Source organism: Brachybacterium nesterenkovii, assembly GCF_900163655.1.
GTDB lineage: Bacteria > Actinomycetota > Actinomycetes > Actinomycetales > Dermabacteraceae > Brachybacterium > Brachybacterium nesterenkovii.
In genome coordinates, this window is sequence record NZ_FWFG01000115.1 from 1 (window position 1) to 16,198 (window position 16,198).

General features: G+C 74.0%; 14 protein-coding genes. 2 read left to right on the forward strand and 12 right to left on the reverse strand.

The window, feature by feature from the left end; translation table 11 throughout:
* Positions 1-64 precede the first annotated feature (64 nt).
* Positions 65-484, forward strand: coding sequence for a phosphotransferase family protein (locus FM110_RS13145; protein ID WP_087105203.1), 420 nt, complete (start codon positions 65-67; stop codon positions 482-484).
* Between the two features lie 32 nt (positions 485-516).
* On the opposite strand, the gene FM110_RS13150 is transcribed toward FM110_RS13145, so the two are convergent.
* The 12 genes from FM110_RS13150 to FM110_RS13205 are packed head-to-tail and all read right to left on the reverse strand — an operon-like array spanning position 517 to position 14,369.
* On the reverse strand, positions 517-1,143 hold the full coding sequence (locus FM110_RS13150; protein ID WP_087105204.1) for an NUDIX domain-containing protein: 627 nt from the start codon (positions 1,141-1,143) through the stop codon (positions 517-519).
* A gap of 2 nt (positions 1,144-1,145) precedes the next feature.
* On the reverse strand, positions 1,146-2,864 hold the full coding sequence (locus FM110_RS13155; protein ID WP_087105205.1) for a CTP synthase: 1,719 nt from the start codon (positions 2,862-2,864) through the stop codon (positions 1,146-1,148).
* 11 nt (positions 2,865-2,875) lie between these two features.
* Positions 2,876-4,024, reverse strand: a complete 1,149-nt coding sequence (locus FM110_RS13160; protein WP_234992476.1) for a glycosyltransferase family 4 protein — start codon at positions 4,022-4,024, stop codon at positions 2,876-2,878.
* Positions 4,021-5,733 (reverse strand): murein biosynthesis integral membrane protein MurJ, encoded by a 1,713-nt coding sequence (gene murJ / locus FM110_RS13165; RefSeq protein ID WP_234992477.1) that lies wholly within the window; start codon positions 5,731-5,733, stop codon positions 4,021-4,023. Before murJ ends, FM110_RS13160 begins: the two co-directional genes overlap by 4 nt.
* On the reverse strand, positions 5,730-6,611 hold the full coding sequence (locus tag FM110_RS13170; RefSeq protein WP_234992478.1) for a hypothetical protein: 882 nt from the start codon (positions 6,609-6,611) through the stop codon (positions 5,730-5,732). The genes murJ and FM110_RS13170 overlap by 4 nt, the downstream gene beginning before the upstream one ends.
* Positions 6,608-7,630: a copper transporter gene (locus FM110_RS13175; RefSeq protein WP_087105207.1), complete on the reverse strand. Its 1,023-nt coding sequence runs from the start codon at positions 7,628-7,630 to the stop codon at positions 6,608-6,610. Before FM110_RS13175 ends, FM110_RS13170 begins: the two co-directional genes overlap by 4 nt.
* Before the next feature lie 3 nt (positions 7,631-7,633).
* Complete coding sequence (steA, locus tag FM110_RS13180; protein WP_087105208.1) at positions 7,634-8,818, reverse strand: putative cytokinetic ring protein SteA; 1,185 nt, start codon at positions 8,816-8,818, stop codon at positions 7,634-7,636.
* Positions 8,815-10,545: a DNA repair protein RecN gene (gene recN, locus FM110_RS13185; RefSeq protein WP_087105209.1), complete on the reverse strand. Its 1,731-nt coding sequence runs from the start codon at positions 10,543-10,545 to the stop codon at positions 8,815-8,817. Before recN ends, steA begins: the two co-directional genes overlap by 4 nt.
* Positions 10,545-11,516 (reverse strand): NAD kinase, encoded by a 972-nt coding sequence (locus FM110_RS13190; protein WP_087105210.1) that lies wholly within the window; start codon positions 11,514-11,516, stop codon positions 10,545-10,547. Before FM110_RS13190 ends, recN begins: the two co-directional genes overlap by 1 nt.
* Complete coding sequence (locus FM110_RS13195) at positions 11,513-12,367, reverse strand: TlyA family RNA methyltransferase (protein WP_087105211.1); 855 nt, start codon at positions 12,365-12,367, stop codon at positions 11,513-11,515. Before FM110_RS13195 ends, FM110_RS13190 begins: the two co-directional genes overlap by 4 nt.
* The gene (locus FM110_RS13200; RefSeq protein ID WP_087105212.1) at positions 12,364-13,380 is read right to left on the reverse strand and encodes an HAD-IIA family hydrolase; all 1,017 of its coding nucleotides are present in this window, start codon (positions 13,378-13,380) and stop codon (positions 12,364-12,366) included. The genes FM110_RS13195 and FM110_RS13200 overlap by 4 nt, the downstream gene beginning before the upstream one ends.
* A complete protein-coding gene (locus FM110_RS13205; protein ID WP_200810254.1) occupies positions 13,377-14,369 on the reverse strand; it encodes a tetratricopeptide repeat protein in 993 nt (330 codons plus the stop codon). Before FM110_RS13205 ends, FM110_RS13200 begins: the two co-directional genes overlap by 4 nt.
* Before the next feature lie 129 nt (positions 14,370-14,498).
* On the opposite strand from FM110_RS13205, the gene FM110_RS13210 reads away from it, so the two are divergent.
* On the forward strand, positions 14,499-15,548 hold the full coding sequence (locus tag FM110_RS13210) for a hypothetical protein (RefSeq protein ID WP_087105213.1): 1,050 nt from the start codon (positions 14,499-14,501) through the stop codon (positions 15,546-15,548).
* The last annotated feature ends 650 nt before the right edge of the window (positions 15,549-16,198 follow it).

The window sequence follows — 16,198 nt, forward strand, 5'->3', positions numbered from 1 at the left end:
GCTCCTGATCACCGGCGGTCTCGACGCCTCACCCCACACTCAACTCTGAAGAGCCAGCAATCTCATGCGGCGCGGACTCCACGAGGAACTGGCAGATGTCGTGGCGGCACGGCTGCTGACCCGCGACCAGGCGAGCGCCGTACGACGAGCTATCGACAGCATCCCGCCTTTCACCGGTTCGCCGCGCTGTCTTCACGGCGACCTGAAGGACGTGCATTTCCATACACGCGATGGCGAGCTGGTGGCGCTCCTCGACTGGGGCGACGCCACATCCGGTGATCCGCTCTACGACCTCGCCAGATACTCGCTGGAGGGCAGCGACGCCTTCCGCGAGTTCATGGCCGGCTACGGCCCCATCGACAGCACCCGAGAAGCACTCAGGGGCTACCGCCTCCGTTTCACCGTGCAGTGCCTGGCCACGGAGCTTCGTGCCGGCGGAGACTGGTTCTCCACGTACCAGCAGCGAATCGCCGCCGACCTCTGACCGAGACACAGCCGATGCGCCGCCAGCCCCGCTCAGCCCCGCCCGGGCCTCTCCGGGAACGGAGCAACGGCCCCGCGCGAGGGCGCGCCCAGCGCCCGCCGCGCCACGAGCGCGAGCACGCCGGTGACGAGCGTCCCCGAGGTGAGATCCCCGGCCAGCACAGCGCGGGCCACGTCCTCGACCTTCTCCCAGCGCACCTCGAGCTCGGCCTCCTCGTCGCGCCGCTCGAAGCCCTCCTCGACGGCCTCCCGCAGCCCGGTCGCCAGATGCACCCGGATCACCTCGTCGGAACCGCCGGGGCTGGGGCGCGTGTCCACGAGCGTCTCGATCGCATCGGCGTCATACCCGGCCTCCTCGCGCAGCTCGCGGCGGGCCGCCAGCGCCGGGTCCTCCCCCGCGATGTCGAGCAGGCCCGCGGGGATCTCCCACTGGGTGTGGCCGACGGGGTGGCGGTACTGGCGGATCAGCAGCATCCGGTCCGCGTCGTCGACGGCGAGCACGGCGACGGCACCGGTGTGACGGATGTACTCGCGGTCGAAGCGGACGCCCGGCGCGAAGTCGATCGTGTCGCGCACGAGGTCCCACACCATGCCGTGGTGCACGGTCTCCGACTGCGCGACCGGGCGGCGCCCCGGCTCGTCCCGCAGCGGCTCCGTCATGATCACGCCTCCTCGTCAGCGGCGGGCTCGGGATGCACCTCGAGCAGGCGCGTGGCCTGCTGCGCGGCGACGGCGGCGCCGATGAGCCCTGCGAACAGGGGGTGGCTGCGGGTCGGGCGGGACTTCAGCTCCGGATGGGCCTGGGTGCCGATGTAGTACGGGTGCACGTCCGCGGGGAGCTCCACGAACTCCACGAGGCTGCGGTCGGCCGAGACGCCGGAGATCACCAGGCCGGCCTCCTCGAGCTGGGCCCGGTAGGCGTTGTTGACCTCGTAGCGGTGGCGGTGGCGCTCGGACACCTCGGTCGCGCCGTAGGTCTCGGCGGCCACCGAGCCCGGGACGAGCACGTGGTCGTAGGCGCCCAGGCGCATCGTGCCGCCCAGATCGCCCTCGCCCGAGACGATGTCCTCCTGCTCGGCGAGCGTCGCGATCACCGGGTGCGCGGTCTCGGGCTCGAACTCGGTCGAGCTCGCGCCCTCGAGACCCAGCAGGTTCCGCGCGGCCTCGATGACCATGCACTGCATGCCCAAGCAGATGCCCAGCGTGGGAATGCCGTGCTCACGGGTGTGGCGCAGCGCGCCGATCTTCCCGTCGAGGCCGCGGATGCCGAAGCCGCCGGGCACGACGATCGCGTCGACGTCGCGCAGCTGCTCGGCGGCGCCCTCGGGCGTCTCGCACGTGTCCGAGGCGACCCAGCGCAGCGTCACGCGGGCGCGGTGGTGGAAGCCGCCGGCGCGCAGCGCCTCGGAGATCGACAGGTAGGCGTCGGGCAGGTCGATGTACTTGCCGACGATCGCGACCGTCACCTCGTACTCGGGGCGGTGCACGCGCTCGAGCAGGTCGTCCCACAGCGTCCAGTCGACGTCGTGGCACAGCAGGTCCAGGCGCCGGATCACGTAGGCGTCGAGGCCCTCGTCGTGCAGCACGTGCGGGATGTCGTAGATCGAGCGCGCGTCGGGGCAGGTCACGACCGCGTCGAGGTCCACGTCGCACATCGAGGAGATCTTCTGCTTGATGCCCTCGGGCAGGGCGCGGTCGGCGCGCAGCACGATCGCGTCGGGCTGGATGCCGATCGAGCGCAGCGCCGCCACCGAATGCTGGGTGGGCTTGGTCTTGAGCTCCTGGGAGGGGCCGATGAAGGGGATCAGCGAGACGTGCACGAAGAACACGTTGTCGCGGCCCACGTCCTGGCGCACCTGGCGGGCGGCCTCGAGGAACGGCTGGGACTCGATGTCGCCGACGGTGCCGCCGATCTCGGTGATGATCACGTCGACGTCATCGCCGGCCTGCGCGCGCATCGACTCCTTGATCGCGTTGGTGATGTGCGGGATCACCTGCACCGTGTCGCCCAGGTAGTCGCCGCGGCGCTCCTTGGCGATGACGCCGGAGTAGATCTGGCCGGTGGTCACGTTCGCGTCGGCCGTGAGGTCCTCGTCGAGGAAGCGCTCGTAGTGGCCGATGTCCAGGTCCGTCTCCGCGCCGTCCTCGGTCACGAAGACCTCGCCGTGCTGGAACGGGTTCATGGTGCCCGGATCGACGTTGAGGTACGGGTCGAGCTTCTGCATCGTGACGCGCAGGCCGCGCTGCCGCAGCAGCATGCCCAGCGACGAGGCGGTCAGGCCCTTCCCGAGGGAGGACACGACACCCCCGGTCACGAAGATGTGCTTGGTGATGCCCGCGTTGCGGAAGGGCCTGGTCGTGTTCTCGGTGCGTTTCGCCACGGACCCTCACACTACTGGCGATCCGGCCCCTTCACCAGCACGTCCAGGAGCTGCGCGGCCAGATCCGCGTCCGTCGGCAGCTGCGCGGCCCGCTGGCGTGCGGCGGCGCGGGCGCGAGCGAGCTCGGCGGGGTCGCGAAGGCGAGCGATCTCACGTGCGAGGCCGGGCGCGTCGCCGACGCCGACGAGGGCCGCGGCATCGCCGGTGACGGCGCGCGTCCCGCCGGCGGCGGTCGCGACGATCGCGCAGCCCGCGTGCAGGGCCTCCTGCAGCCCGACGGGCTGGCCCTCCCAGATCGAGGAGGAGACGACGACATCCGTCCCGCCCAGCAGCGCGGGCACGTCCTCCCTCCGCCCAAGCAGCTCGACGGGCAGCGCGCGCCGGGCGATCTCCGCGGAGAGCTCGCCGTGCAGGGGCCCATCGCCCGCCACACGGATCCGCACCGTCCCCGGCGCGGCGGCCTCGAGGATCGCGGCGGCGTCCAGGAGCGTGGGGAGATCCTTCTGCGGCGCGAGGCGGGCGAGGACGAGCACCTGCAGGGTCCCGTCCGCGCCGTCATCCGCACCGCCCTCCTGACCAGCGGGGGCGGCCGCGCGGGGCTGCACCGCGGGGGCGGAAGCGCCGGGCGGGTGCGCCGGGATCACCGCGAGGTGCGCCTCGCGGGCTCCGGCGCGGCGCGCGGAGTCGACGAGGTCGGGCGAGACGCCCAGGACGACGTCCGCCGTCCGGGCAGCGACGGCGAGCAGGACGCCGCCGAGGACGCGGGCGGGGAGGGAGCCGGTGGTGCGGTTGTGGAGGGTCGTCACCAGGCGCAGGCCCCGGTGGCGAGGATCCCGCCGCGTGGTCCTGATCCCGAGACGGTCAGTCCCACGACGGACGGCCCATCGGCAGTGGGTCCCGAGGCGGGCGATCCCCGCGAGCGCCCCGGCGCGCAGGCCGTGGGCATGGATCGCGTCCCACTCCCCCGAGGCCGCCGCGCGGCGCAGCGCCCGCACCGTCGCCGCATCGGTGCGCGGATCGGGACGCGGGAGAATGCGCACATCGGCCCGCTCGGCGTGCACGCCGAGGGCGGCGAGAGCGCTCAGCTCATCGTCGACGTGCGCGTGGAGCCCACCGGTCGCGGCCGGCTCGACGACCAGGATCCGGGCGCCCTCTCTCACGCCCGTGTCCCCGTTGCGGACCGGTGCGCATCGCGTCGGCGTGCGAGGGCGAGGAAGCGGTCGCGGAGCTCGGGGTCGGCGAGCGCGATGATCCCGCCGGTGACGAGGAGCGCGACGGCACCGGCGAGCATGCCGATGAGGACCGTCGCGATGGTGGCCGACTGCACGGAGAGCACCGCGCGGCAGACGACGTAGCCGGCGACGGCTCCGAGCGCGACAGCGGCGACGGAGACGAGCGCGCCGCGGGTGAGCGCGCGCCGCATATCGACGGCGGGCACGAGGTCGAGGACGCGGACGAGACCGACGACGGCGGACACCGTCATCCCGGCGGCGATGCACAGGCCGAAGGCGGTGGAGGCCTCGGCGGCGCGGCGGGTACCCGCGGGCAGGACGACGGCGAGGATCGCGAGGGCCGACACGCCCCAGCCGACGGACCCGACGAGCAGGGCGTCGCGGGCCCGCAGCGCGGCGGAGAGGACGCGCGTGCACTGCGTGGAGACGGCGTAGGGCGCCAGCCCCAGGGCCAGGGCCGCGACGGTCGAGCCGACGCCGACGACGCCGGCGCGATCCAGCAGGCGGAAGAAGTGGTCGATCGCGGGCGCGGCCGCGAACAGGACCGCGGCGCCGATCGCCCCGACGGCCGTGACGGTGCGCAGCGAGAAGGCCGTCGTGCGGGCGAAGGCGTCGCGGTCCCCGGTCAGGCGCAGCTCGGACAGGTGCGGGAAGACGCTCGTGGTGATGGGGACGACCAGCACGGCGAAGGGCAGCAGGTACACGGCCTGCGCGTACTGGAAGACCGGCAGGGTGCCGGTGCCGCCGGCGCGCGCGGCCAGCAGCAGCACCAGGGCCGTCGTCAGCTGCTGGGCGGCGACGGCGCCGATGCCCGCTCCCCCGAGGGCCAGCGCCCGTCGGCCCAGCCCCTCGGGCATCCGCAGGGTCGGCACCAGGCGCAGGCCCGCGCGGTGGGCCGGCACGAGCAGGGGGACGGCCATGAGGAGCACCCCGGCGGTCGTGCCCCAGGCGAGGACGGCCTCGGCCGTCGCGGAGACGGTGGACGTCGTCGCGACGGTGGGGGCCAGCAGGGCGTAGAAGCCATAGGCGGCCATCACGACGAGCGAGGAGATGAGCGGCACGAGGGCGGGCCACAGGAAGCGGCGTCGGGCCTGGAGGAAGGCTCCGAGCAGCACCGTCACGCCGTACAGGGGGATCTGGACGGCGAAGACCCGCAGCATCCGTGTCCCCATCTCGACGGTGCCCGCGCCCGTGCTGCCCGCGTCGAGGATCAGGTGCGCGAGCGGCGCGGCGAGCAGGGTGATCGCGAGCGCGAGCGGGACGGTCACCAGCAGGACCCACCCCAGGAGCGCGGAGACCACGCGGGAGGCGCGCTGCGCGCCGGTCCCGTCCTCGTCGTTCTCCATCAGTCCGGCGACGAGCGGGATGACGCAGCCGGCCAGTGCCCCGCCGGCCACCACCTCGAAGAGGACGTTGGGCAGCAGGTTCGCGCTCGCGTACGCGGTGCCGACGTCGCCGCCGCCGACGGTCGCCCCGAACACGAGGTAGCGCACGAAACCCGCGATGCGGGCGAGGATCGTGACCGCCAGGATCAGACCGGCGGCACGGGCGATCCCGCGGGCCGCCGTCGAGCCGCCGATGCGGCCGGGGTCCGGGTCAGACGGAGTGCTCTCGGGCATGGGAACGGCACGGCTCACGGGCGCGTCCCGTCGACGGGCCGCCGCCCGAGGCCGTCGATCCGCCGCAGCCACGGAGAAGCGTCGATGACGGCGCTGAACGAGACGCGCTCGCTGGCGAGGGTGAGGCCGGCGATCACCGCGAGCGCGCCCGCGCGCACGAGCGGGGACGTCCGCCGCGCGAGGGCGGTGCCGACGGCGGCACCGAGGACGTTGGCGCCGCCGTCGCCGAGCATGCCGTGCTCGCGCAGGTCGGCGGGCAGGGCGGCGACGGCAGTCACGAGGGCGGCGAGGGCGAGGGCGCGGCCGCTCCGGTCGCGCTGCTCCCCCGCGTCCGCGGCGACGTCTCCGGGCAGCAGGGCCAGGACGAGGGCGGGCGCCGCGACGGCCTTGAGCGCGCGTCCGGGGCGCAGGTCCAGGAGATTGGCGAGGTTCGCGCAGCCCGCGGCGAGAGCCCCGTCCAGCAGGAGCCGGCGCGGCCGGGGCGCCAGGGCCGCCGCCCCGAGGCACAGCACCGGGATGCCGATCAGCTTGGCCCCGCCGGTGGTGAGACGGCCCGCGCGGAGCGCGCCGAGGTGTCCGCGCAGCCCCTTGGCGGTCGCCTCCCCCGCGCGACGGCGGCGCGGCTCGATGATGTCGTCGGCCAGGCCGAGAGCGGCGACACCGGCGAGCGCGAGGGCGTCGACGGCGCTCGCGCGACGGGCGGTGAGCACGACGACGGCCGCGCCGACGGCGGCGCCCTCGGCGAGGGTGACGGTCCGGCCGGCGTAGTTGCTGCGCTCGAGCTCTGCGCGCAGGCGCGTCAGGGCGCCCGCGGCGCGGGAGGCGACAGCGGCTCGGGAGGGAGCAGCGGCACAGGAGGGAACAGCGGCACGGGAGGGATCGGTGGCGTCGCTCATCCGGCCGCACCGCCCGCATCGGAGGGCTGGGCCGGGGCGCTCGGTGCCGTCGATGTCGCATCGGCCTCGGGGACGCGGGCGCGCGCCCCCGCCCCGGTGCCGTAGTCGCCGGCGCCGCCGCGGGTCTGCTCTCCCAGAGCCAGGACGGCCACCGGGGGCCCGTCGGCGCGCTGCAGGCCGTCGACGGTGCTCAGGGCGTCGTAGCGCGCATCGCCGCGGGCGAGGCGGATGATCCCGGTGGTGTCGTCGCTGCCGGGGGTCGAGCCCGCGATGACGGCGGGGACGTCGGCCTCGACGACCGCGTCGAGGATGCGGGTCTGCACGGCGCTGAGGGCCTGGGCCCGGGCGGCCGCGGTCGCGGTGTCGTCGCCCGACTCGGTGAGCGCGTCCGGTGCGGCCCCGGCGTGCACGAGGGCGTCGACGGATCCGTCGAGCTCGCCGTCGACGCGGATCACCTGGGAGGAGGACAGCGCATCGAGGGCCGCGTCGCGCTGCTCCGAGGGCAGGGCGTCATCGGGCTCCAGCAGCACGGCGGCGATCGCGCCCGCGAGGCGCTCGGAGTCCTCGGCGCCGGTGAGGGGCAGATCGGGGGCCGCCTTGCGCAGGGCCGTGACGGCCTCGGCCCGGGCCGAGGCCTGGGCGGGGTCCCACAGCATGCCCCCGAGGGTCACGCGGACGGGCACGGTGCCGCCGGCGGCGGAGACGAGGGAGGAGATCTCGTCGGTGCTCTCGCGGGTCGAGTCGTCCTCGGCGAGGATCGCGACCGAGCTCCCGTCGAGCGTGCCGGCCACGAGCTGCGGGGCCGTCTGGGCGATGTAGGTGCCCAGCTGATCGTTCTGCGCCGTGAGGCGGTCGTTCTCGGTGCGCAGCGTCTCCTTGTCGGTGCGCAGCTGCTCGACCTGTCCGGCGAGCTGCGTACCCAGGCTCTCCCGCAGCGGGCCCGCACCCAGCACGATGCCCACGGCGAGCGCGAGGAACACCGAGATGAGGGAGACGAGGTGGTAGCGGAAGTCGATCACGGCTCAGACACCCTCCGACGGGGATTCCGGGTAGGCGGCGAACAGGGACGTGAACCAGGACAGCAGATCGTCCATCCGCGCCCCCAGGATCTGGAACAGGGCCTGGCCGCCGGGCGTGGCCCACAGGGCGACGGCGAGGGCGAGCAGACCGGCGACGGCGAGCAGCACGAGCTGCAGCGTGGAGATGCGCTGGCGGTACAGGCGGGAGACGCCCTTGGCGTCGACGAGCTTGGAGCCCACGCGCAGGCGCGTGAGGAACGTGGAGCTCATGCCCGCGCGTCCCTTGTCGAGGAACTCCTCGAGGGTGCCGTGCGTGCCGACGGCCACGATCACGCTCGCGCCCTTCTCATCGGCCAGGAGCATCGCGATGTCCTCGCTGGTCCCGAAGGCGGGGAACAGGACGGCCTCGTCGGCGACGCCGAGCTCTCTCAGGCGCTCCATCCCGGGGGCGCGGCCGTCGCGGTAGGCGTGGACGACGAGCTCCGCCGTGCCCCGCAGCGCCCGGTCGGAGACGGAGTCCATGTCGCCGATGATCATGTCGAGCCCGTAGCCGGCGTCGAGGACGGCGTCGGCACCGCCGTCGACGCCGATGATCACAGGCCGGTTCTCCCGGATGAAGGGCCGCAGCGTGACGAGGTCCTCCTTGTAGTGGTAGCCGCGCACCACGATCAGGACGGCCCGGTCGCGCATGCTCGTGCGGACGTCGGGCGTGCCGACGCCGTCGAGGAGGAGGTCCTTCTCCTTGATCATGTACTGCATCGTGTTCACGGCGAAGGCCTCGAGCTGATCGGACAGCCCGGCGCGCGCGACCTCGAGGGCAGCCTCGACCGCGGGCGGATCCATGACCTCTCCGTGGGCGATGCGGTCGCCGTGGGCCATGACGATGCCGTCGGCATCGACGAGGACGGGCTCTCCGTCGGCGAGGCCGTCCATCAGCTCGGGCCCCAGGTCGTCGACGAGCACGATCCCGGCCTCGACGAGGATCCGCGGCCCCGCGTTGGGGTAGCGCCCGGACGTGGAGCGGGCGGCGTTGAGCACGGCCGCGGGCTTCTTCTCGACGAGGGTCTCGGCCGCGACGCGGTCGATGTCCTCGTGGTCGATCACGGCGATGTCCCCGGGCACGAGGCGCTTGGTGAGGTCCTTCGTGCGGCGGCCGATCCGGGCGCGGCCGGACACGAGGGCGCTCATCGGTCGCTCCCGGGCGCAGCGGCGCGGCCGGCGGCGGACGCCTGCGCGGCGCCGAGGAGCTCGGCCGCGTGGCGCAGCGCGAGCTCGGAGTCGTCGGATCCGGCGAGCATGCGCGCGAGCTCGTGGACGCGCGCGCCCTCCTCGAGGCTCTCGACCGTCGAGCTGGTGGTGCCCTCGCTCGCGGTCTTGACGATCCGCAGATGGGTCGTGGCGTGCGCGGCGACCTGCGAGAGGTGGGTGACGACGATGACCTGGGCGTGCTGGGCCAGGCGGGCCAGGCGCTGGCCCACGGCGAGGGCGGCCTTCCCGCCGATCCCGGCGTCGATCTCGTCGAACACGAAGACGGGCGCCCCGGTGGCGTCGTCGCGCGAGGACGCGAGGGCGACCTCGAGGGCGAGCATCACGCGGGACAGCTCGCCGCCGGAGGCGGCGGTCGCGACGGGGAGGTGGTCCGCTCCGGGGTGCGGGGCCAGCAGGATCCGCACCTCGTCGCGGCCGTGGGCGCGATGCGTCGTCCCGACGACCTCGACGGCGAGGGAGGCGGCGGGCATCTCGAGCTGGGCGAGCTCCTCCTCGACGGCGGCGGCGAGGCGCTGAGCGGCCTCGCTGCGGGCCTGCGTCAGCGCCGCGGCGGCGGCCTCGAGCTCGGGGTCCAGGCCGGCGATCTCCTCGTCGACCTCGGCGAGGCGGGTCTCGGCGCCGTCGTAGCGGTCGAGGTCGGCGGCCGCGGTGCGGGAGGACTCCAGCAGACTGGTGAGGTCCTCGCCGCCGAGGACCGGCGCCAGGTCGCGGACGGCGAGCGTGAGCTCGTGGAGGCGCTCGTTGGCGGCGTCGAGGCGCGATGGGGAGGCGTCGATGCCGTCGGCGTAGCGGCCGAGCTCGGCGGCGATGTCGGAGGCCTCGAGGCGCAGCGCGTCGAGGCGCTCGGCCAGGGGCGCGAGCAGGGGGTCGGTGCCGGCGGCGGAGCGCACGGCGGTCAGGGCGATGTCGATGAGCGCCCCGGCGGACGCCTCCTCGTCGCCCGCGAGAGCGAGGGAGGCGCGCTCGGCGCCGGCCCGCAGATCGACCGCGTGGGCCAGGCGGTCGAGCTCGGCGCGCAGCTCGTCGTCCTCGCCGCCGCGGGTGTCGAGGGCCTCGAGGCGCTCGAGCGCGGCGGTGAGGGCGGTGCGGCGGCGCTGGCCCTCGGCGATGAGCTCGGCGAGGCGGCGGCGCTCGGTCCGCAGCTCCTCGCGGCGCGTCCACAGCTCCCGGTGGGCGGCCACGAGGGAGAGGACTCTCTCTCCCGCGAAGGCGTCGAGGGCCTCGCGCTGGGGGTCGGGGTCCCGCAGGCGCTGCTGATCGGACTGCCCGTGGACGGTGACGGCGGAGCCGACGATACGGGCCAGGGTGCCGATCGGGACGGGCACCCCCCCGATCTGGGCGCGGGAGCGGCCGTCGCGGGTGGTGCGCCGGACGACGAGGACCTCGCCGTCCTCCTCCTCGGCCCCGAGCTCGTCGAGCGCCGCGGCGAGCGCGTCATGGCCCTCGAGCCGCAGCGTCCCGTCGATCGTGCTGGCGGCGCCCGCGCGGCGGGAGTCGAGCCGTCCGCCGAGCAGCATCGTCAGGCCCGTCACCACCATGGTCTTGCCGGCGCCCGTCTCGCCCGTGAGCGCGGTGAAGCCCGGCCCGAACTCGAGGAGGGCGTCCTCGATCACGCCGATGTGACGGATCCGCAGGGTCGAGAGCATCAGCGTCCCTGCGCGTCCCGTCCGCGCCAGCCGACGACGGGCAGGCGGAACTTCTCGACGAGACGATCGGCGAAGGGGGTCGAGGACAGGCGGGCCAGGCGCACGGTCTCGGGCGAGAGCCCGGTCTCGACGCGCATGCCCGGGAGGATCTCGAGGCTGCGGCGCCCGTCGAGGGTGAGCAGGGCCGGGCCGCTGTTGTCGGCGACGACCTCGACGGCGGCGCGCGAGGAGCGGCCCAGGACGAGGGGGCGGGCGAACAGGGCGTGGGCGGCGAGGGGGACGACGAGGAAGGCGTCGACCTCGGGCCACACGACGGGACCGCCGGCGGAGAACGCGTAGGCGGTCGAGCCCGTCGAGGAGGACAGCAGGACGCCATCGCAGCCGAAGGAGGAGACGGGGCGCCCGTCGATCTCGAGCACGACGTTGACCATCTTCAGGCGGTCGGCCTTCTCGAGCGAGGCCTCGTTGAGCGCCCAGTGGGAGGCGATCTGGCGGCGGTCGGCGTCGAAGACGGCGATGTCGAGAGTCGAGCGCTCCTCGATGCCGTAGTCGCCGTCGAGGAGGCGGCGGACCGTGTCGGAGAGGTCGGCGACCTCGCTCTCGGCGAGGAACCCGACGTGGCCGAGGTTGACGCCGTGCAGCGGGACGCCCGCGCCGCGGACGATCTCGAGGGCCCGCAGGATGGTGCCGTCGCCGCCCAGGACGATCCCGAGCTCGACCGCATCGGCGGCGGTGACCACGTCGTCGATGTCGACGTCGCCGCCGTCGAGGAGGTCGAGGAGCCCATCGGGCACGATCCGCTGTCCGTCGGCGTCGCGGATCCCGGCCGTGCTCTGCTGGCGCAGCTCGGTGACCTGGTCGTCGATGACGACGCCGCGGACGCCGCGCCGGCGCATCTCGTGCAGCACGGTCGCCATGGCCTCGAGGGCGGAGCGACGGCCGGTGTGGACGTAGAGGAGGAAGCGTCTCATCGGCGGTGGGCCTCCCCGGGGTCGGCTGCGGTGCGGGCGGTGCGGCGCGGGGCGGCCGCGAGCGCGCTCTCGATCATGTCATAGGCCGCCGAGGCGTCCTCGGACGCGCGCCCGTCGTGCACCAGGTGGAGGAACAGCTCGATGTTGCCGTCCTGCCCGGGCAGGGGGCTGCAGCCGGCACCGACCGTCCGCAGGCCCGCCCGGGCGGCGTGATCGGCGACGCCGCGGACGGCGTCGCGGCGGTGACGGGGGTCCTTGACGACGCCGCCGCGCGGGAGGCGGGAGCGCCCGACCTCGAACTGCGGCTTGACCATCACCAGCAGCTCGCCGCCGGGCAGGGTGCAGCGGGCGAGGTCGTCGAAGACGGTGGTCAGGGAGATGAAGGAGAGGTCGCCGACGGTCAGCTCGACGGCGCCGCCGATGCCCTCGGGCCGCAGGCCGCGCACGCTCGTGCCGTCGTGGACGGTCACCCGGGGGTCGGCGGCGATGCGCTCGTCGAGCTGGCCGCGCCCGATGTCGACCGCGGCGACGGAGGCCGCGCCGCGGCGCAGCAGCACGTCGGTGAAGCCGCCGGTGGAGGCGCCCGCGTCCAGGCAGCGCTTGCCCGCCGGGTCGATGCCGAGGGCGTCCAGGGCGCCCGTGAGCTTGTGGGCGGCGCGCGAGGCGTACTCGACGCCGTCGGGCACGTCGACGCTCTCGAGCCGGGCCCCGGGGGGAACGGGCGTCGACGGCTTCACCGCGGCGCTGCCGTCGATCCGGGCTCGCCCTTCGTCGATGATGCGTCGCGCGTGCGTGCGGGAGCGCGCGAGCCCGGCCTCGACGAGCGCGACGTCCAGGCGCTGGACGGTCACCGCTCGAGCAGCCGGACGTCCTGGCCGGACTCGTCGGTCAGGTGCCCGGTCCAGGGCGCGTCGGGGCTGTGCGCGGCGACGAGCGCGAGGACGGCGCGCGCGGTGCGGGGGTCGTCGACGGGGCCCGCGGCCGTGATGTCCCCGTCGTGCCAGGTCGCGCTGACGGCGCCGCAGCGGGCGCGCTCGCCCTGGACGACGGCGGCCGGGCACGGGGCGGTCAGGGAGGTCATGTCGGGCAGGATCCAGGTGGGGCGCTGCAGCGGCACGGCCCGCAGCGCGTCCTCGCAGGTCGAGACCCCGGTGAGCACCAGCAGGGAATCGATGTCGGCGCGGTTGGCGCCCTCGATGTCGGTGTCGAGGCGGTCGCCGACCGCGAGCGGGGCCCGCGAGCCGCACCGGCGCGCGGCGAGCTGGAACATGCCGGGCTCGGGCTTGCCGGCCACCTCGGGCTCGACCTGCGTGGCATGGCGGATGACGGCGACCATGGAGCCGTTGCCGGGGGCCATGCCGCGCTCGGTGGGCAGGGTCGCGTCGATGTTCGTGGCCATCCAGCGCGCACCGCGGCGCACCGCGTAGGTGCCCTCGGCCAGCAACGGCCAGTCGAGCCCGCGGTCCCAGCCCTGGACGACGGCCACGACGTCCTCGCCGTCCACGTCGACGGGGGTCAGGCCCGCGGCGCGGATCTCGTCGGCCAGGCTCGGGCCCCCGACGACGAGCACGTGGGCGCCGGGCTCGAGTCCGTCGGCGAGCAGCTGGGAGGCGATCTGCGGGGACGTGACGACCTCGTCCTCGGCGGCCTCGACGCCGACGGTCGCGAGGTGGGCGACGACCTGGGCGGGGGTGCGGGAGGCGTTGTTGGTCGCGAAGACGATGCTGCGCCCGGCCTCGCGGGCGGCGGCGACGCCGGGTGCGGCGCCGGGGATCGGCACTCCCCCGTTCATCAGGGTGCCGTCCATGTCGAACAGCAGCGTGTCGTAGCGGTCCAGGACGGACATGTCGGGTCGGCGGATCATGCGCGGGGCTCCTCGTCGTCATCGGCGGCGAGGCCGTCGGTGCCGACGGCCTCGCTCTCGTCCTGGTCAGCGGTGTCGCCCGCGGCGGGGTCGTCCGCGTCTGTGTCATCGATGTCGGTGTCATCGATGCCGGTGTCGCGTTCGTCGACGGCATCGACCACGTCCGCACCGCCGTCTTCCGCATCCGCGTCGTCGGCATCCGCGTCGTCGTCGATATCGACATAGGCGTCGAGGACGGTCACCTGCTCGTCATCGGCCCACGGGGAGTCCTCGACCACGGGTGCCGGCCGACCGAGGCGGTCCGCGGCGTCGGTGATGCGCTCGGTGTCGGCGTCGGCGGCCAGGGTGATCCAGCTGCGGGCCTCGTCGCTGCGACCGGCGGCCTCCAGGAGGTCCGCGTAGGCGACCCAGAGCCGGACCTGCCAGGCTCCGTCGACCTTCTGGCGCAGGGCGGGGATCTCGAGCGTGGCGATGGCCGTGCTCAGATCGCCGGTGTCCGCGTAGGCGCCGGCGACGACGATCATCATCTCGACCATCGCGGTGGGCCCCAGCTTCTCGGCTTCGGGGCTCGAGGCGACGTCGAGCGCCTTCTCGGGACGACCCAGGCCGCGCTCGCAATCGGCGATCATCGGCAGCAGATCGTGGCGGCCCGTGATGCGGACGGCGGTGCGCAGCTCACGGACCGCGGTGGCGAAGTCGCCGTTCTGATAGGCGACGACGCCGTAGGTCTCGCGGACGGCGCCGACGCGCCCGCCGCGTCGTGCGGCGAAGCGTGCGTGGGCCAGTGCCGTCTCCGGATCGTCCTCGACGAGCATCCCGGCGGCGACCAGGTGGCGGGCGACGCGCTCGGCCGTCTCCTTGGACAGGCTGCGCAGCTCCTCGCGGGCGTCGCGCTCGAGCTCGCGCCCGGTGATGCCCTCGGGAACCTGCGGCTCCTCGACCCACTCGGAGCGGCGCTCCTGACCGGGACGGCTGGGCCTCTCGGACATGGCGTCCCCGGGGCGCCACGGCTTCTGCTCGCGGTCGGCCTGCGGGCGCGACGGTCCGGAACGACGATCATCGCGCTGGGGGCGGGCACCGTAGGACCGACGCTCACCACCACGCACCGGGCGATCACCATGAGAACCACGCTGACCACCACGCACCGGGCGATCACCATGAGAACCACGCTGACCGTCACGCTGGGGACGGTCGCCATAGGAGCGGCGCTCGCCATCGCGCTGGGGACGGTCACCGTAGGGACGCTGCGGGCGGTCGCCATAGGAGCGCTGCTCGCCATCGCGCTGAGGGCGGTCTCCATAGGGCCGGCGCTCTCCGTCACGCCGAGGTCGATCACCGTAGGACCGACGCTCCCCACCACGCTGGGGGCGGTCACCGTAGGACCGACGCTCCCCATCGCGCTGCGGCCGATCGCCATAGGAGCGACGCTCGCCGTCACGCCGAGGCCGATCACCGTAAGAACGACCCTCGCCCTCGCGCTGGGGACGGTCACTGTAGGAACGCTGCGGGCGGTCGCCATAGGAGCGCTGCTCGCCATCGCGCTGAGGCCGATCCCCATAAGAACGACGCTCGCCCTCGCGCTGGGGGCGATCACCGTAGGACCGACGCTGCCCGTCACGCTGAGGCCGATCACCATAAGAACGACGCTCCCCATCCCGCTCAGGGCGACCGCCGTAGGACCGACGCTGCCCGTCACGCTGAGGACGATCACCGTAAGAACGACGCTCCCCATCCCGCTGGGGACGGTCACTGTAGGGACGCTGCGGGCGGTCGCCATAGGAGCGACGCTCGCCGTCACGCCGAGGCCGATCACCGTAAGAACGGCGCTCGCCCTCGCGCTGAGGACGATCACCGTAGGACCGACGCTGCCCGTCACGCTGCGGCCGATCACCGTAGGACCGACGCTCACCATCACGCTGGGGGCGATCACCGTAAGAACGACGCTCCCCATCCCGCTGGGGGCGATCACCGTAAGAACGACGCTCCCCATCACGCTGAGGACGATCCCCGTACGACCGACGCCCACCATCGTGTCGAGAAGAGCCGCCGCCGGGGCGCACGCCGCTAGAGCGCTCGTCGCGCGTTCCGTTGTTGTCAGCGTGTTCCATGACCAGCCCCTATTCGCATCAGCCGACGTGCGCGCGGGCGCAGTCGTCCCACCACGGTAAGACACGGAAGGCACGACGCCCATACTCCGCCGAGGCACCGTGAGCGCATTCACCTCAGCGCGGTCAGGCCTCAAGCCTCCGCGCCCGAGAAGGGCGGTGCAGCACAGTGCGTCCCCAGGACCAGCAATACCGCGCGAGGACTGAGCTCCAAGCACCCGGCACCAGTCGTACAAGTCCGGAACCGCAAGGCCCGCGGGCAGCTCGCTCGACAACGAGTTCTGCCGACAGCTGGAAAACGGGCCACATACCCGCACATTGCGCACGACCTGCCCCTCGAGGATCGCGGCACCGTGCTTCCATAGATCGCGCATCGCCTGCCACGGGAAACGGCGTTGCCGCAGCACCGGACAAGTGGTGTGCCAGGCCGGAGGCGGGCCGGCCGACTCGGCCAGCGACGACCCTCCAACCCACGGCGCACCGCGCCGCGCCGCAGGCCCGGACTCCAGACCCGGACCCAGGCCAAGGCATAGGCCCCGAGCGCTATCGCTCCCCGTACACGGCCAGCCCCACCACCCTCCGCACGCACGTGCGCTATCACTATCTAGACGCGCGTGCACCATCGCTATTCGCGCACGCGTGCACCATCACTGTCCGCACGTACCGACCCCGTCACGATCCGGGCATGCGGAAAGGGCCGCCGGCTCAACCCT